This window comes from Fibrobacter sp. UWB2, assembly GCF_002210425.1.
Classification (GTDB): Bacteria; Fibrobacterota; Fibrobacteria; order Fibrobacterales; family Fibrobacteraceae; genus Fibrobacter; species Fibrobacter elongatus.
Genome location: NZ_MWQK01000004.1, coordinates 235899 through 258933 on the forward strand (window position 1 = coordinate 235899; position 23035 = coordinate 258933).

A 23035-nucleotide genomic window follows, 5' to 3' on the forward strand; every position below is an offset into this window, starting at 1 on the left:
AAACACAAGTACTATACAATTATAACATTATTATGGAGCTTGTGGGTTCACACTTCGTGGTGATGGTGCTCGCAGCAGCCACCATGGGTATGGTCATGGCTCCCGAGAACGCGATGCGGCACCCCGTGAGCAATCAAATCGACCTCGCAGCCGTAAGTACTATGGAGCATTTCTTCGGTCAGGTTCGCCCCTTCGTGGTAATGCACGGAATGGTTCACGCAAACGACGCTCTTCACCTTATGCGAAAGCGCCATCAAGTCGTGCGTCACGATCACAATCGTCATCGTCTCGCTGAATTCTGCAAGCATGCTGTAAAGCGCTTCAATCCCCGCCACATCGATATTGTTGGACGGCTCATCCAAAAAGAGAATTTTCGGATTGCAGACAAGAGAACGGGCAATCAGCACACGTTGGCGTTCACCGCCACTCAGTTCGCCCAGACGACGGTCCAAAAAGGCGCCAATATGCACGCGTTCAAGCGCGGCCTTCACTTCATCCGACTTGGGAGAAAGCCCGGTCTTGCCAGTAGCGACGCACTCGCCCACCGTAATCGGGAAGTCGATATTCTTGTTCGTATTCTGCGGCACATAGCCAATAGCCACTTTCTTTGTCGGGACCTTTTCGCCAAAAACGCGCACCGTCCCAGACGTCGGTTTCAAGAGCCCGACCATCAACCTCATCAGCGTGGACTTGCCACCGCCATTCGGCCCGATAATGGCTACAAAGTCATTTTCGTCAATGGACAAGTTCACGTCCGTAAGCACGGGCGACTTTCCATAGCCAAACGTGAGGTTTTTGATATCAATGGCGGCCATTACTTTTTGCCACCCTCTTTAATGGCTTTGATAAACTTTTGCGTATTACCGATAAAATCTGCAGAAAGCGGATCCGTCTCAACCACGACGGCACCCAATTCCTTGGCAATCGTTTCTGCGGCACGCTTGCTGAACTGCGGCTGTACAAACACGGTCTTCACGCCATTTTTGCGGCCAACCTTAACAAGGTTTGCCAAGTCTCTCGGCTTAGGTTCCTTGCCGTTAACTTCAATAGTATACTGTTTAAGCTTGAAATCCTTGGCGAGATACCCATACGTCGGGTGGAATACAATAAACGAACGACGATCTTTCGGCATGCTGATAACGGCTTCATTCAACTGGCGTTCAACGAGAGCCAACTCATCTTGCACCATCGATGCGCGGTTGACATAATCAATGACATACTTCGGATCGAGCTTTTTGAGTTCCTGGAAAATATTCTGGGCCAGGAACCTCATGCGAGTCGGCGAAGTCCAAATATGCGGATCCATTTCTTCATCATGATGATGGCCATGAGCGCCGTGCTCTTCCTCAGACTTCATCCATTCGATGCCCTTGGAAATATCGACCACCTGAACATTCTTGTTCGCGCCCAAAAAACGAGGCATCCAAGTTTTGTCCAAACCCGAACCATCCGTAAAATAGACCTGGGCTACAGAAAAAGCCTTGATGACAGCAGGCTTCGGTTCAAAGTTATGCGGGTCAGCTCCCGGCGGCAAAAGCGTCACCACATTCACGCGGTCGCCACCCAACATTTTAACAAGCGTTGCATAAGGTTGCAACGAAACCGCAACCGTAATACGACCGTCACCCGCCCACAAAACAGCAGGAATCAAAACGAGCAAGAACAAAAGACATGCAATACGATGCATTATTTTTTTCCTTCCAAAAAGGCGTTAAAATCTATTTCGCTAACGTTATTGACAATAAATTCAGGCTTCACGTCGAGCTTTTCGACATCCGCCATTTTCGATTCGCCGCACAGAGGCAATACAAATCGGCAGCCGGAACGTTTCGCCAGTTCAAAGTCTGTATAGAGACGGTCACCCACAAAAAGGATTTCTTCCGGGCGGTAAAGCTTCAGAAGTCCAGAGAGCATTGCAGGGTTCGGCTTGCCAAAGCTCATCTCAGGTTCGACACCATAAGCGGTCTTGAGAAGCGCCATGAAGCTACCAATATCGGGCACCGGGCCGCGTTCATCGGGGCAGACAAAATCCGTATGCGTGACCCAGAACGGGATGCCGCGCTGCACTCTAAAAGAGAGTTCGCAAAGTTCGCGGTAGTCAAAGCTGTTGTGGTACGCGACAAGCACTAGTTCCGTTTCTTCGACCGAGGGGCGCAAATTGAGGCTCGGGTCCTGCGCAGCAAACCATTCGTACACTTCCGGGTTCGCAAAGAAAAAGACGTTCTTAATCTTACGTTCGTGAATCGCATCGAGCGAGAGGTACAGCGCCGAAATGATGGAATCATCAGCCAGCGGAAGCCCCATGACCTTGAGGCGGTTCTCGTAAAAGACCGGAGACTTGCTCGTATTGTTGCTCAAGTAATAGACCGGCACGCGCTTAGCGACGCGATTGACCGTTTCGACCGCACCAGGGTATGGGCGGCCACTCAAATAGAGAGTTCCGTCTAAATCGAAGACAACAGCTTTTATAGGCTTTTTCACGAGGTGTAATATAGAAATTTTCTATTTTAACGTTCATGAAAACTCCCGATAGCCGTTTCTATTGCCCGCTCATTAGCGTTGGCACCATTATCTTGGACGAAAACGAAAGTAGCCATGCCGTACGCGTTTGCCGCGCCGTGAATGGCGAAATTCTACAACTCTGCGACGGCCTCGGGCATTACGCCGATGCAACAATCACCAAGGCAGACGCCAAAGCCTGCGAAGTCCGCGTAGATACCGTCGAAGACACTCCGCTCAAGCGCCCGCGCCTGAACCTCGGCATCGCCTGCCTCAAGGATGACGCACTCGAAGAAGTCGTTTTCCATGCGGCACAAACCGAAACGGACAGCATCATCTTTCTGCGTACGGACTATTCCCAGGAACCCAAGAACTCCGACTTGAAAAAGACGGTTCGACGCGCCGAACTCAAATCGCTCGTGAGCCTCAAGCAATCCAAGAAGCCCTGGATGACACGCATCGAAGGGCCAATTGAATTCGATAAGTGGCTCAAGAATTATCAGGGAGACCTGATTCTCTGCGACATCGATGGAGAGCGCAAGTTGGATATAAATGAAGGCGCCGCCGAAAACAGCGACGCCAAACCAGTTACTTTACTCGTAGGCCCGGAAGGCGGATTTTCGCCTCGCGAGATTGAAGCGATAAAAGCGTTCAAGAACGGGAAAGTCCATTTGCTGAACTTGGGCAATACGCGCTTGCGAGCACGCACTGCCGCAGTTATTGCATTAGGGAAAATACTGTAAAAAAGTCATGCCCGGCTCGACCGGGCATCACGATTTACAGAGTCACTTTCACTTTTTCGCGCATAGCCATGACAGTTGCCTTGGCTTCTTCGACAGTGTCGCGGCGAGCAAGGAGAACGCCCATACGGCGGTGGCCCTTGAGTTCCGGCTTTCCGAACAAACGAAGACCCGTATCCGGTTCTGCAAGAACTTCTTCCAAGCCGCAGAACTTCACGTGGTCAGAATTGCCATCGACAACGATTGCCTTCGAGGCGCTCGGGCCGTGGAATGCAATGTTCGGAATCGGGAGACCGAGAATAGCGCGTGCGTGCAATGCAAATTCGGAGAGGTCCTGAGAAATGAGCGTCACCATGCCCGTATCGTGCGGACGCGGAGAGACTTCGCTGAACAAGACTTCATCCTTGCAAACGAAAAGTTCCACACCAAAGATGCCACGACCGCCAAGAGCGTCCGTGACCTTCTTTGCAATCACCTTCGCCTGTTCCAAGAGTTCCGGCTTCATCGGCTGCGGCTGCCAAGATTCCTGATAGTCACCGCCCACTTGATGGTGACCAATCGGTTCCAAGAAGCTCGTGCCTGCCACATGGCGAACCGTGAGCAAAGTAATTTCGTAATCGAACGGCACAAAGCCTTCGACAATCACGCGGCTGGCAGCACCAGTGCGGCCACCCGTCTGGGAAATGTTCCAGGAATTTTCAATGTCGGCTTCGGTCTTGATGACACTCTGACCATGACCGGAAGAACTCATCACCGGCTTCACCACGCACGGGATGCCGATTTCCTTAACCGCAGCCTTGAAATCTTCGTAGTTGTCCGCAAAGCGGTACGGGCTCGTCTTGAGTCCGAGCTCTTCGGCAGCCAGGCGGCGAATACCTTCGCGGTTCATCGTGAGCTTGGTGGCCTTGGCGGTCGGGATGACGTTGTAGCCTTCCTTTTCAAGTTCCACGAGCGTGTCCGTTGCAATCGCTTCGACTTCCGGCACGATGTAGTCCGGTTTTTCCTTTTCAATGACGGCACGGAGTTCCTTGCCATCGAGCATGTTGATCACGTAGCTGCGATGAGCCACCTGCATGCCCGGAGCGTTGGCGTAACGGTCCACAGCAATCACTTCGACGCCAAGACGCATCATTTCGATGATGACTTCCTTGCCCAATTCACCAGAACCGCAAAAGAGAACCTTTGTTGCGGTAGAACTAAGAGGTGTACCGATTTCTGCCATAAAAACTCCTTGTTGTGACAACAAATATAAAATTATTAGGCAACCATTAACGGAGATGCCCTCCCGGAACGGGGTCCGGGATGACAAGTGGCGGGCATGACAATGAAATTTTGCGGTTAATTACTTTCGGCGTTTTTTATGCAACGAACTGAAACTTTAGATTTCTTTGAAAAGGCACCAATATTTGCTGTTACCTTATCATATGAGATTCTCACATAAACCGCATTCGGTCCAGTGCCATCAGATCCTGAGCCACTAGAAGTCCAAAAAACAGCATTAGTTCCTGATCCAACAAACATATATTCACCATTCTTGTCATTATACGCTTATCTTTTATTGTAAAAATTTTCTTCGCCAGATTTGGCGCAAAACGCGCATACCGTAAGTGACCACATTAAGGTTCGATTTTTCATCGGCGTAACGCGTCGGGATTGGGAGTTCTGCTATGGCAAAATGGCGAGCATCGGCAATAGAAATGAGTTCCAAGTCAATATCAAAAGATGTGCTAAGTTTATTCAAATCAAGCGTTTTTAAGAACCGTGAAGAATAAACGATAAAACCGCTATGACGGTCTGTAAGTTTTACGCGGAATGATAAATTTTCAAGAGCGGTCAAAAACGCACCGCCAATGCGTTTATACAAAGGCATGCCACCGCGCTTCGCCTCTCCCGCTATTGCATGGCGCGAGCCCTGCAACAAATCGAGATTGCAGTTCTCCATTTCGGCAAAGAACTCGCCCAGTTTTTCGGCAGGGTATTGACCATCTCCGTGCAAGCAAGCGACAAACGCAGCTCCAGAAGCTATCCCCTCAGCAAGCCCTTTTTTGACAACGGCACCGTAGCCGCTATTTTGTTCAAACCTAAAATATTCAAAGCGCGCATTTTCCGCACTCTCCGCATTTTCCACGCAACTTGACATAAAGCGTTCATACGCTTGCGCGGTCCCATCGCGCGAACCATCGTCAATCACGAGTACGTGTGCACGCGCTAAAACAGATTCATCAATTTTAGAGAGGACTTCGCCAAGCGTACGTTCAACGTTGTACGCAGGGACGAAGATAAAATAATCAATTGATTTCGGATCCATAGTGATTTACAAACCACGTCAACGATTCGCGCAAAACAACGTCAATCGGAGTCTTGGCCTTAAAGCCAAGCAAGCGTTCCGCCTTTTCGACAGACGGCAAACGGCGCATGGAATCTTCGTAACCTTCGCCGTAATATTCCACGCCAGACACAACTTCCGGCTCAGGAATCGTTTCAACATTCACGCTCTTGATTTCGGCAAAAATCTTGCGCATTTTATTGGCAAGTTCCGCAATCGTGAGTTCGTTATCCGGGTTTCCGATGTTAAACGCCTGCGAGAAGGCTACATCACCCGTTTCAAACAGCGCGAACATAAAATCGGCCGCATCAAAGACGCTCGTGAAACTGCGCTTTGCAACACCGCCATTCACAAGCTTCAGTGGTTCGCCGCGAACAAGCGCCGACGAGAAATTAGCAAGCACTCGTGGAATGCCCGAGCCATCGACGCCCGGCATAAAGTCCATATACGGCCCGACAAAGTTGAACGGTCGAACCACGGTCCACTTCAAATTCTTGAGACCCGCAATATAGCGCTCTGTCAATAGTTTTGCAGTCGCATAACTCCAGCGGCTCGCCGTCACCGGCCCAAATGTAAGCTCGGATTCATCTTCAACAAGCAAGCCCGAATCAGCCGGCGTGCGCCCGTAAATTTCGGACGTCGAAAAATGAATCAGCCAAGAGCCCGACTTTGCACAAGCATCGGCCAACGCTGCTGGATGGTCGTAATTGCTACGGATGACTTCGGGTGCTTCCGCCATGTAGCGGCTCGGCACGCAAATTGCCGCCAAGTTCACGACAATCGGATATTTTGCAATTCGTTCAACGACGCTCTTATCGGCAAGGTCTGCGACCATGAACTCGCAACGTTCGTCGTTCAGCCGGTGCTGGATTCTATAAAAATCCAAATCAACGCCAAAAACGCGCCACTTGGTGCGCGTCAAAATAGCGTCGAGAAGGTGACAACCAATAAAACCACCGCAACCGACAATGGCTACGGTGATACTTTGGTCATTGAATTGAGGGATCATTCGTTAACAACGAAGAGTGCAGAGTTATTACCCTTATTCTGCTTGTTGTACGGAATAACACGGATAATACCAGTTAAAGTAGCTTCAACACCCTTGGCGGCATCGAGCTTGACCTTTACCGTGTGGCAAGTCTTGCCATCGGCCGGGCCAGTCAAGTCATAGGATTCATCGAGCAAATCGATAGGGTCAGCGCCAGTATTCTTCTTGAACGCAATACGGTAGCCATCTTCAATTGTCGTACCAAAGACAACATCAATGGTCTGACCAATCTTAAACTGTTCGCTAACGGTCGGGTAAGCAACCTTGACGCCGTCCGAAACGGTGCAATCGTAGGTCGGAGTGGACGGAGCTGCAGACGGAGAATCGTCATCGCCACCGCAAGCAAAGAATGCAAGGGAGCTAGCCAAAATCAAAGCATGTGAAAACTTCATAAAACCCTCTTTAAAGTTTTTGGTTTGATAACGATAATATACAAATTTACACGCCCAATGCAATTAATCTAAATCACATTGCGATATTGAGCCGGATTCAAATGCCCATTTGTATAGTTTACGCATGTTAGTTTTTTTTTACAATTCAGCAGATTCAAAAATACCCCTAACCAGGAACTTTTTTATGAGAAAAACTATAATTTCGCTCGCATTAGCCACAGCATTTGCCATCCCTTCCTTCGCGCAAGATATCATCTCCATGAAAAACGGAACCCGCGAAGAAGCAAACATCCTCGAAATTGACGAAACAACGGTCCGCTACAAGAAATTCAACAATCCCGAAGGCCCGACTTACACGGCAAAGAAAGAATCTATCAGCGAAATCACGTACAAGAACGGGACCAAAGAAAACCTTGACAACAAGCCGCAAGAGCTTTCGCCCGAAAAAAATCCGAACTCCGTTTGGTGGACGAAGGCTAAAGAAACCAAGCTCGGTTTTTGGATGGATCCGCTAGGTTTTGCCCAGTGGGGACCGATGATCGGTGTTTCCATCCGTGTCGGAAGCAATTTTGATGTTAAGGCGCATGTGAGATATTATAATCATGATTTTCCTTTTAATCATGAAACATTTGACGATTACGATCATGAGTATTATTATGATGGATATTCTCATTATGAAAGAGGCTATTTCGACCAAGGCTTCGGCATTGGTTTGGAATTCAGTAAACTATTCGCCACAACTCATGGAAACTGGCATGCAGGTTTCCTCACAGAAATTGCAACAATACAAGCCGATCATTCTTATGGTTTTGAATACAGAGACCGCTATGAAAAAAACAACGATTCCTACAGATACAACGATTATTATACCACCGATGGTGGCGTAACAATTGACTTATCAATCACCCAATACATATTTGCACTGACTGGCGGTTACACATTACGCTTCAGCAACAGGTTCTTCATAGATTTTTCTCTCCATTCAGGGATACTTCTTCAAATCCTAGATGAAACGAACCCCTATTTTTACGCTGACGCAAGCCTAAAACTTGGAATTGAACTTTAATTATGTACTTCCCGCGAAAGCGGGATTTTTTTTGCTCTACAAAAAGGAGATGCCCTGTCGAGCAGGGCATGACAAATAGCGCTAACAGCGCCATCCCTTAATCTTTCAGCAGTTCCGGGTGTTTTTCGGAGATGCGGCGGGCAAGGTACACAAACGGAGTGTCCATCAGGGTCGTGATGACAAAGATGCCGTAGCCAAATACAAGAATTTCGCCAATGGTATCCCATGGGAAAACGCCCGCAAACGCAAGCAAGTTGAACACAAGCACATTCATGAGCTGGCTTACAAGAGTCGACCCATTGTTGCGGACCCACAGGTAGCCCTTCTTATCCTTAAACTTTTTCTCGGTCCATTTCCACCAAGCGTGATAAGCCCAGACGTCGAACATTTCGCAAATGGCGTAGGCAAACAAGCTCGCGAGCATCACGCGGGGCGTATTCGAGAACACCGTACGGATCGGTTCTGCCATCGTATCGCCTGCAGCCGGGATGTACAAGAACCAGCTTTGCGAAATGAGAATAAACGTCACATTCGCGAGGATGCCGATTTTCACGCAGCGGCTAGCCTCTTTTTTGCCAAAGATTTCGCTCATCATATCCGTTGCGAGGAAGGAAGATGCGAAAATGACGTTGCCGAGCGTCGTGTCGAGCCCAAAGGCGTGCACGAGAATCAAGACTTCGATGTTAGCGGCAATTGTCGCAATGACGGTCCAGGCAAAAATGCCCTGCTTACCGAAAAAACGGAAAAAAGCAACCAAGCCTCCAAAGAACACGAAAATGGAGGCTATCATAAGGAGTTCGTTTTGCACGATTACTTTCTCCTATCGATAGCGGCGAAGAGGCGCGTCTTGGCGATAGCTTCGAATTCAGTACCCGGCTTGCCGTAGTTTGCAAACGGATAAAGAGAAATGCCACCGCGCGGCATAAAGATGCCTTCGACTTCGATGTACTTCGGGTCGAGTAATTTCACCAAGTCCTTCATGATGATGTTCACGCAGTCTTCATGGAAATCCCCGTGATTGCGGAACGAGAACATGTAAAGTTTGAGCGACTTGGATTCCACCAAATACTGGTCCGGAATGTAGTTGATCTTGATTTCGGCAAAGTCCGGCTGACCGGTTTTCGGGCAAAGGCTCGTGAATTCCGGGCAGTTGAACGTGACCATGTAATCGTTACCCGGATGCTTGTTCGGGAACTTTTCGAGCACTTCGGGGCTGTAAGTGGTCTTGTACTGGGTCTTGCTGTTGCCGAGCAGCGTGACGCCTTCGAGTTCAGCTTCTGAACGCATAAAGTCTCCTAGTTTTGTTTTAAGTCAGGATGGGTTTCGAACTGACCATTTTTAGGTACAAATATAGATGTTTTGTCAATGAAATAGTTTTCTAAAATGGATACATTCCTACGTTTTCGAGGTAGTTTTATTATTACGTGTTGTTGCCATCAAAAATTAGGGGTTGTCATGAATAAAGTTTCAACAGTAATTCGGGTATTTGCGTTAGCCATTGCCGCATCAACATTTTCTTTTGCGGGTGTAGGCATGGCCGATGGTGCTGCAAAATTTCTGGGCAACACGACCACTTTGGGCGAAATCCCTGATAATTTTGGCACCTACTGGAACCAGATTACTGCCGAAAACGAATGCGTTTGGGGTCATGTTGAAAAGACACGCGGCGAATACGACTGGACGGGTTGCGACTTTGTCTATAACTGGGCTAAAAAGAATAAAGCCATTTTCTCGTTTCACACCCTGTTGTGGGGTTCGCAAAACCCGCAGTGGTTGATCAAACTTGATATTGACGAAACAAAAAAGGCTTGGACTGATTGGATTGATGCGGTTAAAGAACATTACCCCGACCTCGAAATGATTGAAGTGGTCAATGAGGCCGTCAAATCGGGCAACAACTACCACTCCAGTTTTACCTCTTCCAAACTGGTTGAGGCGCTTGGCGGCGATAACGGCAACTACGAATTTGTAGTGACGGCATTCAAGATGGCACGAGAACGCTGGCCAGAAGCCATCCTGATTTACAACGATTACAATACCATCCAATGGCAAAAAATAGAGGGTATCGACCTTCTCAAGAAAATAAAGGCCCAGGGGGCGCCAGTTGACGCTTACGGAATGCAGTTCCACGAAACAACCGCACAAGGGACAGGCTATTATTGCCTAAATACATCCTTACTCAAACGCTCCCTTTACGAAGCACACGAACAGACAGGACTCCCCATATATATTACTCAATACGATGTCGGTTCCATAGACGATGAATTTCAAAAAAAGTGCTACCAAGAACATCTCCCAATCCTGATGGAAACGGATTATGTTGCCGGCATAACACTTTGGGGATACATTTATGGCAAAACTTGGCTTTCTTGTAACGGTTTAGAACAAGGTTGTTCCGGCCTTATCAAAGACGGAGTAGAACGCCCGGCATTGACCTGGCTCAAGGAATATTTCAAGAATCCGAACGCCCGTTACGGCCATGGCATTGCCGATGGCGCATACAAGTTTCTTGGCAATATGATTGCCGACAACCAAGAAATCCCCGAAGATTTTCAAGCATACTGGAACCAAGTTTCGCCCGAAAATGCATGCACGTGGACGGTCATCGAAAAAGAACGCGGCAAGTACGATTGGACAGGCTGCGACCGTATCTACTATTGGGCGCAAAAAAACAATGTAAAGTTCAATTTCCGTAGCTTGCTTTGGGGAACCCATACCCCCAGCTGGCTCAACAACCTTGATATAGACGAAACCAAGAAAGCCGTTGAAAACTGGTTCGACAAAGCTGCCATGCGTTACCCCGCACCTTACATGATCGAGGTGGTAAACGGAGGTTCCCGCGACAGCTATGGTCATTATCATTCTGGATTCGGGAGCGGCAATAAAATCATCGAAGCTCTCGGTGGCGACAATGATGACTACAAATTCATAGCCACGGCGTTCAAGATGGCTCGCAAGCGCTGGCCCAAAGCAATCCTAACCTTGAACGACTACGATGATTACGGCTGGAAAAACAATCAAGGCGCCGAAGTTATCAAAAAAATCCAGGAGCAGGGCGCACCCGTCGATGCGTACCAAATAATTTTCGCCCCACTCGTCCAAGGCTCCGGCCCGGAAGTGCAATGTTTTAGCACCGAACGCATCCAAAGCGGCATTCAGGAAATCTACGACAAAATAAAGCTCCCGTTGTTTATTACTGAATATAGCGTCGGCACAAACAACGACAGCCTCCAAAAAGCATGCTACTCCGAACATATTCCTCTCTTTATGGAATCGGAATACATTGCAGGCGTCAACCTTTGGGGATACCTTTACGAAACTGGAGCCGGAGTATGGGCCGACGAATCGAATCCCGGACTTATTAAGGACGGTGTAGACCGCCCTGCAATGACATGGCTCAAGGAATACTTCAAGGAGCATTGGGCGGAAAGCAAGAACATGTCGTACAATAGAGGCATCGAGAGACATCCGCTGGATTCGCTTGATTCAATCGCTTTGGAACCGCCGATTGCCATTGACGATAGAGGCGGCAAATTCGGCAACAAGATTCGCTTAGAGCAGAGCACGCTGCAAAATTACGACGTGTTTGACATACAAGGAGTGCGCCTCGGCAAGCTCTCGGCCTATGGCTTTAGCGATGCATCAACAAGGCTCAAGTCTGCCAGAACCGTAAAATCCTCGGGAATCTACTTCTTGCGCAACCGCACCACAGGCAAGATGCAAAGTGTGAGAGTCGCGAGGTAATTTGCAATTTGTGAGACGATGTCTCGCAAATCTGTTATTTTGAAAACAAGTCGGAATTGTATACTACTTCTTGACGCAACGGACGGGTTTGGCGGCTTTTTTATTGAGCGTATCAAAGTTGCCCGTTTTAGTGTTTAGGTCATAGTAATAGAACTTGCCTTTACTACCTGTAGCGCCACTCGTCCAAAATTCTGCTCGAGGGGGCCATCCATATTTGCCCTTAGCGTCGCGATTACCAGAAGCTTCGATTTGAAGTCGTTCAACGTTATCAACTATAGCAGGCAATTCGCTATCCGTAGGCAAGCGCCATCCATTGGGGCAAGCGCTTTGAGCTGCCTTCCAAGTGTAAAGACGGCCATATCTTTCACAATTGGCCCAGCCGTCATTGAAGCACCAGCTTTCTTTTGTCTTGAAATCCAAATTATGGGCAAACCACACAACGCCACCTATATTTGCAACCTTATACGACTTTGCATCGCGAGGGTCATGGAACACAACATTTGCAGCCGCAAAACTATCATCCTTTACACAACGGACCGAATACCCAGCAGTCTTTCCATACCCAGGTTCCCCATACGACCACTTATTAGACGCAAGCCCCCATTCAAAAGCTTCTTTTTCATCGTATTCCGAGGAAGTCCAAAAATCGCCGTTGTGAGTAAGCCCCCAAAATACGGTATCAGTACCATCAAATCTATGGCTACCCGCAGCAAGCCCCGCAAAGCCGTATTCATCTTTAGCACCATAATAGATATTTGCAAGCAAGGCTTCTTTTTTTCTATCTACAGCATCTGCCAAGTTCTGCCACTCGGCCAATTCAGGGAAATGCCAACCTTCCGGGCAAACGCCACGAACGGGGTAAGTCGGAGTACATTTTTTCCCTTTGCCGCAGCCTTTTGCGTTATTCGAAATATTTCCGGCACTATCCATTGCGGCTGACCATGAGTACAGACGTCCATACTGAGCGCAATTGCGTTTATCATTATCATAGCACCAGGAGTTTCCAATTAGTCCCGGAGCAGCAATGGTATCACCATAATTTAGGTTCTGTGCCATCCAGACCAAATCACCAATTTTCACAAATTTATATGTAGCGCCGTCTCTGGAATCGACAAACGTATTTTGGGTTTGAGCAGCAGGCTTTACTTGAGAATTAGCTGGTGTTGGAACATCCTTTTCAGTTTGCTTTTGTTTACCCTTGCTTAATGATTTTAAAAGTCCTTTAAAAGATGACTTGGCGCAAGTCGGTTCAACAAGAAGCATCCCTGCCACAAGAGCCAGTACGATTTTATTCAATCCCATCTTTTTCTCCTTAAGTTTACCTCAAATATAAAAAACAATTTGTAATTAATGTCCTATTTATCCTCACGGTTTAGCCCGCCGTTCATTTGTTCATTTGAGCACTTTTTATTATATTTGGGCGCATGGATTTTGGAAGTTACGGAAAGACTTGGTGGGCAAACAAGTGGTTGAGTTCAATTCTCGCAACCGCTAGCGAGCAGGCTGTTTTGCAGGGGCTCAAGTTCGCCGCACGAGGCCAGGTGACAAGCATCGACATCGTTGATAACCGTGTGATATCCGTAGTGAAAGGCCCGAATGGCGGGCTCCACAACAACTACATCGTCTTCCCGAAATTTTCTAAGGAATCTTCCGAAGTCTTCGTGAGCTTTTTGAAGCAGCAACCGGCGGAACTTTTGGCTTTAAACAACAAGGCGCTTAGCCCTTCGCTTGAACTTTTAATGAGCAAAAGCGGACTCCAGCTGTTTGACGATCCTGCCAAAGTCAACATGGGCTGTGATTGCCGCGACGAACGCCCGTGTAAATACCTTGTTGCCACATTCTTGAAAATCGCAGAACAGGCGGACAAGGAACCGAACGTCCTTTTCAAAATTCATGGGCTCGACCTGGAATTTATCAAGGACTACAAGCCGGATGCGATGGAAATGGAAGCGCCCAGCGAAGCAAATCTCGTGAGGTCGTTCAGCAAGGCGACAAGACTCGTAGGCACAAGCGCAGAAAACGCATCTGCTATCGGAACTGCCGCCGGGGATAGTGACGAACACGAAGCACAAAACGCCGCCGAACTTTCTCACGCAGAAGATGCGAGCGCAAGTTTATTTGGTGGGTATAAAGGTTCGGGACGCGAATCGCAAAATAGCATCCCGCCCAAGCAACTGCCCACATTCGATTTCAAGAGTTGGAAAGACTACTCGCACATTCTTCCCGCGATGTTGCAAAACTTCCCCAAGTTCTGCCCCGCCGGAAATTTTCGCAAGAGTTTTACGGATGAACTAGAATCGTGCCACAAGTTCTTCACCGACTTCGAGAATTTTGACGCATTCTCGGAACAATTCCGCGTGAACAACGCAAAGACGTTCCTAATGGAAAACGAGCAACTGCGACTGTTCCACAAGCCCGGATGGCATTGGAATTTCGAGCAGTCCATGGCCGACAAAGTCATCAATAGCAACCTCACCATCACAAACGTGATGGGCGCACTTTGCTGCCTGAGCGCAGGGAATTTCTCGTGGCACCATTACTCCGTGCGTTACTTGCACTTGATGTTGCAAGTGGCTTTTTACCTTGTGCGCACCGGAGCGATTTATCCGCAAGTTTTCTGGATCGGGAAAGACGTAGCGCAGATGCGCTGGCTCCCCGCCGAAATGCTCCCCGAGATTCTATACATTGTCGCAGACCTCGAAGTCACCGCCCCGCGAGAACTCGCGTGGACAAGCAAGGACGAATCCTTCTTCGAAATCGCGGAACCCGCCGAGCACATTCTTTCGCTGTTCATCTCGCAGCTTTTGAAATTTGCACGCAAATACAAGACGCCGCTCAAGACGAATCACGGCAATTTGCTCTCGTTCTTTTTCGATAGCGTTTCAGGGAAGCTCGCAAACAACGCACATGCCATTCCAGGGAAAATCCAGCAATGGCTCTCGGTGTATTCTTGTCTCGGTTGCCGCACGCAGATTCTCTTTGTCTGTAGCGAAAGGGACGAAGATGTAGCGCTAGACGTTTTTGTACTTGACGAAGATGCAACGAGTGCAAGCGAAAATACAGCGGGACTTGTGAATGCCCCGAGACGCACGCCGCTTTCGGAATTATTTGAAAACAATGACTCGCGTTTGCTCTCGATTATGAGTGTTCTGAACGGCATTGCCGATGGCTTCAAGCCGCTCGATGCATACTTGGAACGCCGTGCAAGCGAACCGATTTTAATGCGAGGCGCCGAACTCCTCGACTTTTTGCAGGATTGCCTCAAAAAACTCCAACTGTTCGGCATCCAAACAGAAATTCCAAAGAACCTTTTGAACATCGGTAAACCAAAGCCCAAGATGCGCTTGCAAGGCAGCATGAGCTTTGGTGCATTTACTGCCGGCGACCTACTCGACTTTGATTGGGAAATCGCCATCGGCGATGAAAACATTTCGGCAAAGGAATTTTTGGAACTCGCTGAACAAGCGGACGGACTTTTAAAATACAAGTCCAGTTACGTGCAAATTACCGAACAGGATTTGCAATCCATCCGCGATAAAATTGAAGGCAAATCTGGCGAGTCTGCGAAAAACGACAAAGGCAAAAAAACTGCTGGGGATGATGCCGAGGGTGCCGAGACCTCCACAGACGAAATCCTCGAAGAAGATTCCGTTCCAGAAATCACGCAAGCCAAACTCGTACAAGCTTGCTTCACCGGCGAATGCGACAACATTCCGGTTGAAATGGCGAGCGATTTCAAGCAACAGTTCGACGCCTGGCGTGCCGAAACAGACATTCCATTGCCCGAGAATCTTAACGCGACACTCCGCCCCTACCAAATGCGCGGCTACTCCTGGATGTACAAGAATCTGGAAATCGGATTCGGTTGCATTCTCGCCGATGACATGGGCCTTGGCAAGACGCTACAAGTCATTACGTTCCTCCTCAAGATGAAACAAGAGGGTAAATTTGCGGAGAAAAAAGCCATCGTCGTAATGCCCGCCGGCCTCCTTTGCAACTGGCAAGTCGAAATCAAGAAGTTCGCACCGGAGCTCACGTTCTTTGCATACCACGGAGGCCGCCGCGACCTGCAAAAGTTCAGCGCCGACGTATTGCTCACGACTTACGCTACATTCCGCAAGGACTTTACCGAACTCGACAAGCACGAATGGCAAACGATTATCATCGACGAAGCGCAAAACATCAAGAACGCCGATAGCGAACAGAGTAAATTGCTCCGTCGCATGCGCGCCCCGATGAAAATCGCGATGAGCGGCACCCCGGTCGAAAACCGCCTCATGGAATTCTGGACCATCATGGATTTTGCGAACCACGGATTTTTTCCAAGCGCAAGTGAATTCCGCGAAAAGTTCGAAACGCCGATTCAAAAAAACGGCAACCAAATTGTCGCCGAAACGTTCCGCAAAATCACGGCACCGTTCATGCTGCGCCGCCTCAAGACCGACAAGAGCATCATCAGCGACTTGCCCGATAAAATCATCCAGGACGAATACGCCGAACTCACTCGCTCGCAAGCAGCCCTTTACCAAAAAACGCTCGAGCACTTTATGCAAGAACTCGAGATGGAGCAGGCTCTCAGTGAAAAGGCAAACGATGCTCACGCTCTCTTCAAGCGCAAGGGAATCATCTTGCAGATGATTCTTGCCCTCAAGCAAATCTGCAACCACCCCGCCACATTCCTGAAAGGGTTAGACGACAACGCCGCGTCCCAAAAGTCTAGCAAGCTCGAATCCGGCAAGATGCAGATGCTCTTGGACCTTCTCACCTCCATCCAAGAGCAAGGCGAAAAAACGCTCATTTTCACGCAATTTGCCGAAATGGGCCACTTGCTAAAATCCACCATCGAAAGCGAACTCGGCCTCCGCACGCATTTCTATCACGGCGGTTGCACACAAACGCAACGCTCCGAAATGATCCAGGATTTCCAGGAAAATCCGGACTGCAAAGTGCTCATTCTCTCGCTCAAGGCTGGTGGCACCGGCCTCAACCTCGTCGCCGCCTCGCAAGTCATCCATTACGATTTGTGGTGGAACCCCGCCATCGAAGCGCAAGCCACCGACCGCGCCTTCCGTATCGGCCAAAAGCGAAACGTCCAAGTCCACCGCTTTATTACCAAAGGCACCTTCGAAGAGAAGATCAACTCTCTCCTCGAAACCAAAAAAGCCATCGCCAACTTGACCGTGAACGCAGGCGAAACATGGCTCGCCGACATGGACGACAAGCAACTCGCCGAAGTCTTCTGCCTAGACAATACGATTGTGTAATTTTTTTTGATGCTTATATAATCCGTGAAGTCGCAAATTGAGACCTCACGAATTACAACACCTTTGAATGATTATATTTAAATCCAAACAGTAAAAAGTTGAGGTAAAATGCGACGCAAGGACAGAGAAGTTTTAGGCGACGAAAACATCGCAAAGATTATTGAGCAATGTACAACTTGTCATGTAGCAATGACGGATGATGCAGATGCAAGCATGCCTTACGTGATTCCACTGTCGTTCGGATATAATCTAAACAGCGGCGTTCTAGAGCTGTATTTCCATTGCGCACATGTCGGTAAAAAACTCGACTGCATTCGCAAAAATTCAAATGTCGCATTCAGCATGTGCGTCGAAAACCGCATCGAGATTCACGAAGACATTTATTGCAAAAGCGGGCGCTTTTACGCAAGCGTTGTCGGGCAAGGCAAGGCCGAAATCGTCGAAGATGTTGCCGAGAAATGCCGAGGACTCTCGCTCCTAATGGAACGACAAGCAACAGGTTCCACGCAACACCCAAATTCCGCGCATTCCACACAATCCACTAGCCCGCACAAGTTCGAATTCACGCCCGAGCAAGCCGCTACCGTGACCGTCTTCAAAATAACAAGCACGAACTTCACCGGCAAAGCAAAAAACGACAAAGCACAAAAGTGCTAGTTTCCTACTCCGCCCAGTGATTTCCGTTGTAATTCTTGGCAGTGTCGGCATCCATACCGATTTGGCGCACCAAATCTTCGATGCTAGCGAACTTCTTTTCGGGGCGCAAGAAGGCGAGCAAGTCCAGCGCTAAGTGCTGGCCGTAAATGTCTTCGTTAAAGTCAAGCAGATACGCTTCGACCGCAAGGTTATGCGTTCCGGGCGTTGTCGGTTGCGTTCCGATGTTCACGACAGAGCGATAAATGCGACCGTCCGAGAGTCTTGCACTTGCGACATACACACCGCCTTTCGGCAAGAACTTGTACTGTTCCATTTGCACATTTGCCGTCGGAAATCCGATCGTATGACCAAGGCGTTTGCCAACCACAACCGTTCCTGACAAGCGATACGGGCGTCCCAAATATGTCTGCGCACGGTCCACATCGCCATTCAAAAGAGCATTGCGCACCGCAGAAGAGCTCACGCGTTCACCCTTGTGCAACACCATCGAAAGCATCTGCGTCGAAAGTTCCGGGAACGCAGCGGTAATCGTCTCGTAATTGCCCTTGCCGCCAGCGCCAAAGCAATGGTCATGGCCAAAGAACATCGAAACGACTTCGCGCTTTTCAATCAATTCCGTGCGGACAAATTTATCAAACGGGAGTTTTGCCAACTCACTCGTGAACGGCAATACCAAAAATTCAATGCCAAGGCTCTCGACAAATTCGCGTTTTTCTTCGGTCGTCGTGAGGAGCAACGGATCGCCCGGCCCACGCAAAACATAATTAGAATGGGGTTCAAAGCTGATGACCGTCGGCTGCAAATGGTTCACTTCCGCAACCGCTTTCAGCGTGCGGAAAAGCGCCTGATGCCCCAAATGGCATCCATCAAAATTACCCATTGTCACAGCGCGTTTCATTTAATCATCACCTAAAAAGAACTTGGGGCAAATGCGGCCCGGGTCATAAACACCAAGCCCAATCACAGCACCATCTTTATCGGCGGTAAAGACAAACTTTTCCGCCCCTGGCGTCGTGCTTAAATTTTCAACAGGAGTGCGCCACGGCACCCAATTTCCTAAACGAATCGCTTTCACCTGGTCGTCATTCAAGCGGACAACCGGGAAATCAAGCACCTGGTCCACAGGGAGCAAATGTTCCGGCGTGAGAGCGTCCCCACGAACAGCACGATCCACAGTCACATCGCCAATGCGATGACGGCGGATCATCGAGACGCAGCCGCACGTACCAAGCGCACGAGCCAAATCACGACCAAGCGAACGGATGTACGTTCCCTTGCTGCAATTGCATTCCAAGTCAAACGTGGCAAAGCTCTTGCCAGTGCAGCCTTCCGTTACAAGCCCCTCGCCCACAACTTTGAGCGATTCGATATGGATGCGGCGAGGCTTAAGTTCAATTTCACGACCGCGATTCGCCAAGTCGCTTGCGCGATGGCCGTCGATTTTCACAGCACTGTAATTCGGCGGAACCTGGTCGATGTCGCCAATGAACTGCGGGAGGACAGCTTCGAGGTCCGCACGCGTCACCGACAGACTCCTATCATCTTGCTCGACCACTTCCCCGTCCCATTCCAGGGTATCGGTTTCGTAGCCAAGATGGAGCCTGAACGTATAGCACTTGTCCTTCGCCTCAATGTAAGGCAAAAGGCGCGTTGCACGGCCTGTAGCGGCAATAATGAGCCCGCTTGCACGCAAATCGAGCGTACCTGCATGGCCCACGCGTTTAGTACAAAAGACCCTTTTCAGAGGGAAAAGGGCCTTAAAAGATGTTTCACCTGCAATTTTGTCCAAGAGGACGAAGCCGGAAGAGGACAATTAAAGTTCCCCTTTCTGCTTCAGTTCTGCAAGGATTTCTTCAATGTGCATGGCATGTTCGAGATTTTCGTCAAGAACGAACTTGAGCTCCGGAACCTTGAAAATCTTCAAAGCCTTGCCCAAGACGCCACGGATAAAGCCGGCGGAATTGTTGAGTCCGACAAGCGTATCACGCTTTTCTTTATCGGAACCCATCACCGAGACGAGGGCCTTTGCATAGCTCAGGTCTTCGGTAATGTCCACACGGGTAATGCTCGCGAGAGTGCTCACGCGCGGATCCTTCAAGCCCTTTTGAATGAGCTTGGAGATTTCTTCGCGGAACTGCTCGCCCAATCTATCGGTTCTACGAGTCATTAAGCGTCTTCCTTCTTTGCTTCAGCGGCTGCTGCAGCCTTGAGCTTTTCTTCAGCTTCTTCACGAGCAACGTCTTCCAACGTACGGGCGACCTTGACTTCCTTGAAGAAGATGAGGCTATCGCCTTCCTTGATATCGTCGTAACCCTTGAGGCCGATACCGCACTCAAAGCCACGAGCGACAGACTTGACGTCGTCCTTCATGCGCTTCAAAGACTGGACCACGGTCGTACCGAGTTCGATACCATTGCGGTAAACGCGGACATGGCTCGTGCGGTCGACTTCACCATCGGTAACCATACAGCCAGCGATGAGACCGACCTTCGGGACCTTGAACACCTGGCGGATTTCGGCTTCGCCAACGAGTTCTTCGCGCATGATCGGCTTGAGGAGGCCTTCCACAGCGTTCTTGATATCTTCAATGCAGTCGTAAATCACGCGGTAGTTGCGGATTTCGATGCCTTCCTTCTGAGCCATTTCGCGGACAGCGAGAGACGGCATCAAGTGGAAGGAAATAATGATTGCCTGTGCGGTCGTTGCAAACAGGATATCGGATTCCGTAATCGTACCCACACCCTTGCGGATGATGTTGACGCGGACTTCCTTGTTGGTAAGCTTTTCGAGGGAAGCGGCCAAAGCTTCTGCAGAACCACCCACGTCGGCCTTGACGATAAGGTTGAGTTCGGAGAGCGTACCTTCCTTCTTTGCGTTGAAGGAGTTTTCGAGAGAGACCGTCTTACGGGCGCGGAGATCGCGTTCACGAGCGGCCATACGGCGCTTGGAAGCAATTTCACGTGCGGTCTTTTCGTCTTCCACCACGACAAGTTCGTCACCAGCCTGCGGAGTACCGTCAAAGCCGAGCACCTGACACGGAGCAGAAGGAGGAGCTTCCTTCAACTGGACACCACGTTCATTGAACATGGCACGGACACGGCCAGCGTAGATACCGCAAACAAACGGGTCACCCACATGGAGCGTACCGTTCTGCACGAGGATCGTAGCCATGGAACCCTTACCCACGTCGAGCTTGGATTCAACGACTGCGCCACGGGCGTGCGTATCCGGATTGGCCTTAAGTTCCAAAATTTCAGCTTCGAGAGCAAGCGTTTCGAGGAGGACATCCATGCCCTGACCCGTACGAGCAGAAACTTCGATACAGCTGGTCTGACCGCCCCACTGTTCGACTTCCACACCGCGTTCTGCGAGCTGGGCGCGAATCTTGTCCGGGTTTGCGGTCGGGAGGTCCATCTTTGTAATGGCGACGACCATCGGCACATTTTCGCGCTTTGCAAGTTCAATACATTCAACCGTCTGCGGCATGACCATGGAGTCAGCAGCCACAACGAGAACGATAACGTCGGTCACCTGGGAACCGCGAGCACGCATAGCACTGAAGGCTTCGTGACCCGGAGTATCGAGGAAGGTAACCTTGCCCTGCTTGGTGGTGACTTCGTATGCACCGATGTGCTGCGTAATGCCACCCGATTCGCCGGACACCACGTGGGTCTTACGAATCCAGTCGAGGAGAGAAGTCTTACCGTGGTCAACGTGGCCCATGACGGTAACCACCGGATGACGCGGCTGGAGATTTTCCTGAGATTCTTCCTCGATGCCGAGAGCTTCTTCTTCGTATTCTTCCATCAGCTGAGCTTCGTAACCGAATTCATCAGCCAAAATCTGGATCGTTTCGAAATCAAGGCGAGCGTTGATGGTCACCATCATGCCCATTTCCATGCACTTTGCAATGACGCGTGCCGGCATCTGGTCCATGAGACCTGCGAGTTCGCCCACGGTAATGAAGTCAGAAGTCTTGAGAATCTTCTTTTCTTCACCCGAGTTGTTTTCGGAATGTTCCTTGTGATAAACTTTCTTGACCGGGTTCTTGGAGAGGGATGCCATCACGCGGGAGACGTTCTGACGAACGGCTTCCTGCTGCTGTTCCCTCTGCATTTCCTGACGGTCCTTAGTATTGCTGCGGCGGTTCTTGTCGTTGCCATGGCGGCCGTTCTGGCCCTTGCCATTGCCCTTACCGTTCTGGTTGTTCTGACCGAGAGCCTGGTTATTGTTGTTGGAAGCGTTGAAAGCTTCCTGCATGGAACCGCTGGAGAATCCACCGTTACGACCGGTATAGCCGCGGCTACTGCTGCTAGCGTTACCGCCGTTCGGGCGACGATTATTGTTGTTATTGTTGCGGTTATCGTTACCGCCATTGCCGTTGTTCGAGAGACGGCCAAACGTACCCGTGTAACCCTGGCCATTGCCGCCATTGCGGTTTCCGCCATTCGGACGATGGTTGTTGCGAGCGGCCTGAGCCTGCTGGCGAGACTTTTCGATACGGGCAAGGATTGCAGCATCGGGCTTGAAGACCTGGGCCTTCATCGGCGGCTGCTTGAGTTCCGTAGAAGCAGACATCATTGTCGGCTGCGGAGCAGCGGGCTTTGCGACGGCCGGAGCGGCAGGCTTTACAGCCGGAGCAGGAGCAGCAGGCTTCGGAGCTGCTTGTACAGGAGCCGGGGCGGCAGGCTTTGCCTGAGGTGCCGGGGCCGGAGCAGGAGCGGCGGGTTTAACAGCCGGAGCGGCTGGAGCAGCAGGTGCTGCGGCCGGTGCGGGAGCAGGTGCAGCCGGCTTCGGTGCCGGAGCGGCAGGCGCGACTTGAGCCGGAGCAGGTGCGGCGGGCTTCGGGGCAACTTGTGCCGGGGCCGGGGCGGCCGGTTTTACGGCAGCCGGAGCAGCGGGCTTTGCAACCGGGGACTTCGGATCCTGTTTAGCGACAGGCTTCGGAGCATCCTTGCGGGCGCCCGGGCCTTTCTTAAGGCTCACCTTCAAGCCAAGTCTGTTCGTCGCAACCGACGTTTCCTTCTTCTTTGCAGGAGCGGAAGCGGAAGAATCAGATTCAGAAGCGGTAGGCCTCTTGAGATTCTTGTTGCGGGCATCCTGCTTCTGTTTTTCGGCAGCGGCAGCATCCTCGATTTTAGCAAAGTCTGCCATATCCAATTTGGACATATGGGTACGAACTGCAACGCCTGCATCGCGAAGCAGCTTCATCACCACATCAACCTTCAATCCATGAGCATCTGCCCAATCCTTAGGTTTCATTTGAGATTCATTCGTCATGAATAGCCTATTCAATTCC

19 protein-coding genes are annotated in these 23035 nt (G+C 50.0%); 5 read left to right on the forward strand and 14 right to left on the reverse strand.

Annotation, left to right across the window (positions count from 1 at the left end; genetic code table 11):
• Positions 1-47: 47 nt before the first annotated feature.
• Genes B7982_RS09190 through B7982_RS09200 form a run of 3 tightly spaced genes read right to left on the reverse strand, consistent with a single transcriptional unit; the run spans position 48 to position 2481 of the window.
• Positions 48-815 carry a metal ABC transporter ATP-binding protein gene (locus B7982_RS09190; RefSeq protein ID WP_088660481.1) on the reverse strand — a complete coding sequence of 256 codons (768 nt, stop codon included), beginning with the start codon at positions 813-815 and terminating at the stop codon, positions 48-50.
• Entirely contained in the window at positions 815-1687 is an 873-nt protein-coding gene (locus B7982_RS09195; protein ID WP_088660482.1) for a metal ABC transporter solute-binding protein, Zn/Mn family, read from the reverse strand. The genes B7982_RS09190 and B7982_RS09195 overlap by 1 nt, the downstream gene beginning before the upstream one ends.
• On the reverse strand, positions 1687-2481 hold the full coding sequence (locus B7982_RS09200; RefSeq protein WP_088660483.1) for an HAD-IIA family hydrolase: 795 nt from the start codon (positions 2479-2481) through the stop codon (positions 1687-1689). The genes B7982_RS09195 and B7982_RS09200 overlap by 1 nt, the downstream gene beginning before the upstream one ends.
• A gap of 35 nt (positions 2482-2516) precedes the next feature.
• On the opposite strand from B7982_RS09200, the gene B7982_RS09205 reads away from it, so the two are divergent.
• Positions 2517-3242 (forward strand): 16S rRNA (uracil(1498)-N(3))-methyltransferase, encoded by a 726-nt coding sequence (locus tag B7982_RS09205; protein ID WP_088660484.1) that lies wholly within the window; start codon positions 2517-2519, stop codon positions 3240-3242.
• 34 nt (positions 3243-3276) lie between these two features.
• Here B7982_RS09205 and purT read toward each other — a convergent pair whose 3' ends face one another.
• The 4 genes from purT to B7982_RS09225 all read right to left on the reverse strand — a co-directional run bounded on the left by purT (position 3277) and on the right by B7982_RS09225 (position 7005).
• The gene (gene purT / locus B7982_RS09210; protein WP_088660485.1) at positions 3277-4461 is read right to left on the reverse strand and encodes a formate-dependent phosphoribosylglycinamide formyltransferase; all 1185 of its coding nucleotides are present in this window, start codon (positions 4459-4461) and stop codon (positions 3277-3279) included.
• Between the two features lie 333 nt (positions 4462-4794).
• Positions 4795-5547, reverse strand: coding sequence for a glycosyltransferase family 2 protein (locus B7982_RS09215; RefSeq protein WP_088660486.1), 753 nt, complete (start codon positions 5545-5547; stop codon positions 4795-4797).
• Positions 5528-6574: an NAD-dependent epimerase/dehydratase family protein gene (locus B7982_RS09220; protein ID WP_088660487.1), complete on the reverse strand. Its 1047-nt coding sequence runs from the start codon at positions 6572-6574 to the stop codon at positions 5528-5530. The genes B7982_RS09215 and B7982_RS09220 overlap by 20 nt, the downstream gene beginning before the upstream one ends.
• Positions 6571-7005: a hypothetical protein gene (locus tag B7982_RS09225; RefSeq protein WP_088660488.1), complete on the reverse strand. Its 435-nt coding sequence runs from the start codon at positions 7003-7005 to the stop codon at positions 6571-6573. Before B7982_RS09225 ends, B7982_RS09220 begins: the two co-directional genes overlap by 4 nt.
• A 184-nt stretch (positions 7006-7189) precedes the next feature.
• Here B7982_RS09225 and B7982_RS09230 point away from each other — a divergent pair, with 184 nt between their 5' ends.
• Positions 7190-8071, forward strand: coding sequence for a hypothetical protein (locus B7982_RS09230; protein WP_233138467.1), 882 nt, complete (start codon positions 7190-7192; stop codon positions 8069-8071).
• 97 nt (positions 8072-8168) lie between these two features.
• Here B7982_RS09230 and B7982_RS09235 read toward each other — a convergent pair whose 3' ends face one another.
• Both B7982_RS09235 and queF read right to left on the reverse strand, forming a co-directional pair.
• On the reverse strand, positions 8169-8879 hold the full coding sequence (locus tag B7982_RS09235; protein ID WP_088660490.1) for a queuosine precursor transporter: 711 nt from the start codon (positions 8877-8879) through the stop codon (positions 8169-8171).
• A gap of 2 nt (positions 8880-8881) precedes the next feature.
• A complete protein-coding gene (queF, locus tag B7982_RS09240; protein WP_088660491.1) occupies positions 8882-9358 on the reverse strand; it encodes a preQ(1) synthase in 477 nt (158 codons plus the stop codon).
• Positions 9359-9526: 168 nt separating this feature from the next.
• Between queF and B7982_RS09245 the strand changes: the two genes are divergently transcribed.
• A complete protein-coding gene (locus B7982_RS09245; RefSeq protein WP_088660492.1) occupies positions 9527-11815 on the forward strand; it encodes an endo-1,4-beta-xylanase in 2289 nt (762 codons plus the stop codon).
• 63 nt (positions 11816-11878) lie between these two features.
• Here B7982_RS09245 and B7982_RS14790 read toward each other — a convergent pair whose 3' ends face one another.
• The gene (locus B7982_RS14790; protein ID WP_144065946.1) at positions 11879-13117 is read right to left on the reverse strand and encodes an FISUMP domain-containing protein; all 1239 of its coding nucleotides are present in this window, start codon (positions 13115-13117) and stop codon (positions 11879-11881) included.
• A gap of 122 nt (positions 13118-13239) precedes the next feature.
• On the opposite strand from B7982_RS14790, the gene B7982_RS09260 reads away from it, so the two are divergent.
• Positions 13240-17079, forward strand: a complete 3840-nt coding sequence (locus tag B7982_RS09260) for a DEAD/DEAH box helicase (RefSeq protein ID WP_088660493.1) — start codon at positions 13240-13242, stop codon at positions 17077-17079.
• 108 nt (positions 17080-17187) lie between these two features.
• Entirely contained in the window at positions 17188-17736 is a 549-nt protein-coding gene (locus B7982_RS09265) for a pyridoxamine 5'-phosphate oxidase family protein (RefSeq protein WP_088660494.1), read from the forward strand.
• Between the two features lie 4 nt (positions 17737-17740).
• Here the strand turns inward: B7982_RS09265 and ribF are convergent, their stop codons facing one another.
• The 4 genes from ribF to infB are packed head-to-tail and all read right to left on the reverse strand — an operon-like array spanning position 17741 to position 22998.
• Positions 17741-18634 carry a riboflavin biosynthesis protein RibF gene (gene ribF / locus B7982_RS09270; RefSeq protein ID WP_014546937.1) on the reverse strand — a complete coding sequence of 298 codons (894 nt, stop codon included), beginning with the start codon at positions 18632-18634 and terminating at the stop codon, positions 17741-17743.
• On the reverse strand, positions 18635-19549 hold the full coding sequence (truB, locus tag B7982_RS09275; protein ID WP_088660495.1) for a tRNA pseudouridine(55) synthase TruB: 915 nt from the start codon (positions 19547-19549) through the stop codon (positions 18635-18637).
• Complete coding sequence (gene rbfA, locus B7982_RS09280) at positions 19550-19903, reverse strand: 30S ribosome-binding factor RbfA (protein ID WP_014546935.1); 354 nt, start codon at positions 19901-19903, stop codon at positions 19550-19552.
• Positions 19903-22998, reverse strand: coding sequence for a translation initiation factor IF-2 (gene infB / locus B7982_RS09285; RefSeq protein WP_233138468.1), 3096 nt, complete (start codon positions 22996-22998; stop codon positions 19903-19905). The genes rbfA and infB overlap by 1 nt, the downstream gene beginning before the upstream one ends.
• Between the last annotated feature and the right edge of the window lie 37 nt (positions 22999-23035).

Excerpts from the sequence above, each read along its gene's own strand:
- B7982_RS09190 (WP_088660481.1), bottom strand. The coding sequence starts at position 815 with ATGGCCGCCATTGATATCAAAAACCTCACGTTTGGCTATGGAAAGTCG.
- B7982_RS09195 (WP_088660482.1), bottom strand. The coding sequence starts at position 1,687 with ATGCATCGTATTGCATGTCTTTTGTTCTTGCTCGTTTTGATTCCTGCT.
- B7982_RS09205 (WP_088660484.1), top strand. The coding sequence starts at position 2,517 with ATGAAAACTCCCGATAGCCGTTTCTATTGCCCGCTCATTAGCGTTGGC.
- purT (WP_088660485.1), bottom strand. The coding sequence starts at position 4,461 with ATGGCAGAAATCGGTACACCTCTTAGTTCTACCGCAACAAAGGTTCTC.
- B7982_RS09215 (WP_088660486.1), bottom strand. The coding sequence starts at position 5,547 with ATGGATCCGAAATCAATTGATTATTTTATCTTCGTCCCTGCGTACAAC.
- B7982_RS09220 (WP_088660487.1), bottom strand. The coding sequence starts at position 6,574 with ATGATCCCTCAATTCAATGACCAAAGTATCACCGTAGCCATTGTCGGT.
- B7982_RS09225 (WP_088660488.1), bottom strand. The coding sequence starts at position 7,005 with ATGAAGTTTTCACATGCTTTGATTTTGGCTAGCTCCCTTGCATTCTTT.
- B7982_RS09230 (WP_233138467.1), top strand. The coding sequence starts at position 7,190 with ATGAGAAAAACTATAATTTCGCTCGCATTAGCCACAGCATTTGCCATC.
- queF (WP_088660491.1), bottom strand. The coding sequence starts at position 9,358 with ATGCGTTCAGAAGCTGAACTCGAAGGCGTCACGCTGCTCGGCAACAGC.
- B7982_RS09245 (WP_088660492.1), top strand. The coding sequence starts at position 9,527 with ATGAATAAAGTTTCAACAGTAATTCGGGTATTTGCGTTAGCCATTGCC.
- B7982_RS14790 (WP_144065946.1), bottom strand. The coding sequence starts at position 13,117 with ATGGGATTGAATAAAATCGTACTGGCTCTTGTGGCAGGGATGCTTCTT.
- B7982_RS09260 (WP_088660493.1), top strand. The coding sequence starts at position 13,240 with ATGGATTTTGGAAGTTACGGAAAGACTTGGTGGGCAAACAAGTGGTTG.
- B7982_RS09265 (WP_088660494.1), top strand. The coding sequence starts at position 17,188 with ATGCGACGCAAGGACAGAGAAGTTTTAGGCGACGAAAACATCGCAAAG.
- ribF (WP_014546937.1), bottom strand. The coding sequence starts at position 18,634 with ATGAAACGCGCTGTGACAATGGGTAATTTTGATGGATGCCATTTGGGG.
- rbfA (WP_014546935.1), bottom strand. The coding sequence starts at position 19,903 with ATGACTCGTAGAACCGATAGATTGGGCGAGCAGTTCCGCGAAGAAATC.
- infB (WP_233138468.1), bottom strand. The coding sequence starts at position 22,998 with ATGAAACCTAAGGATTGGGCAGATGCTCATGGATTGAAGGTTGATGTG.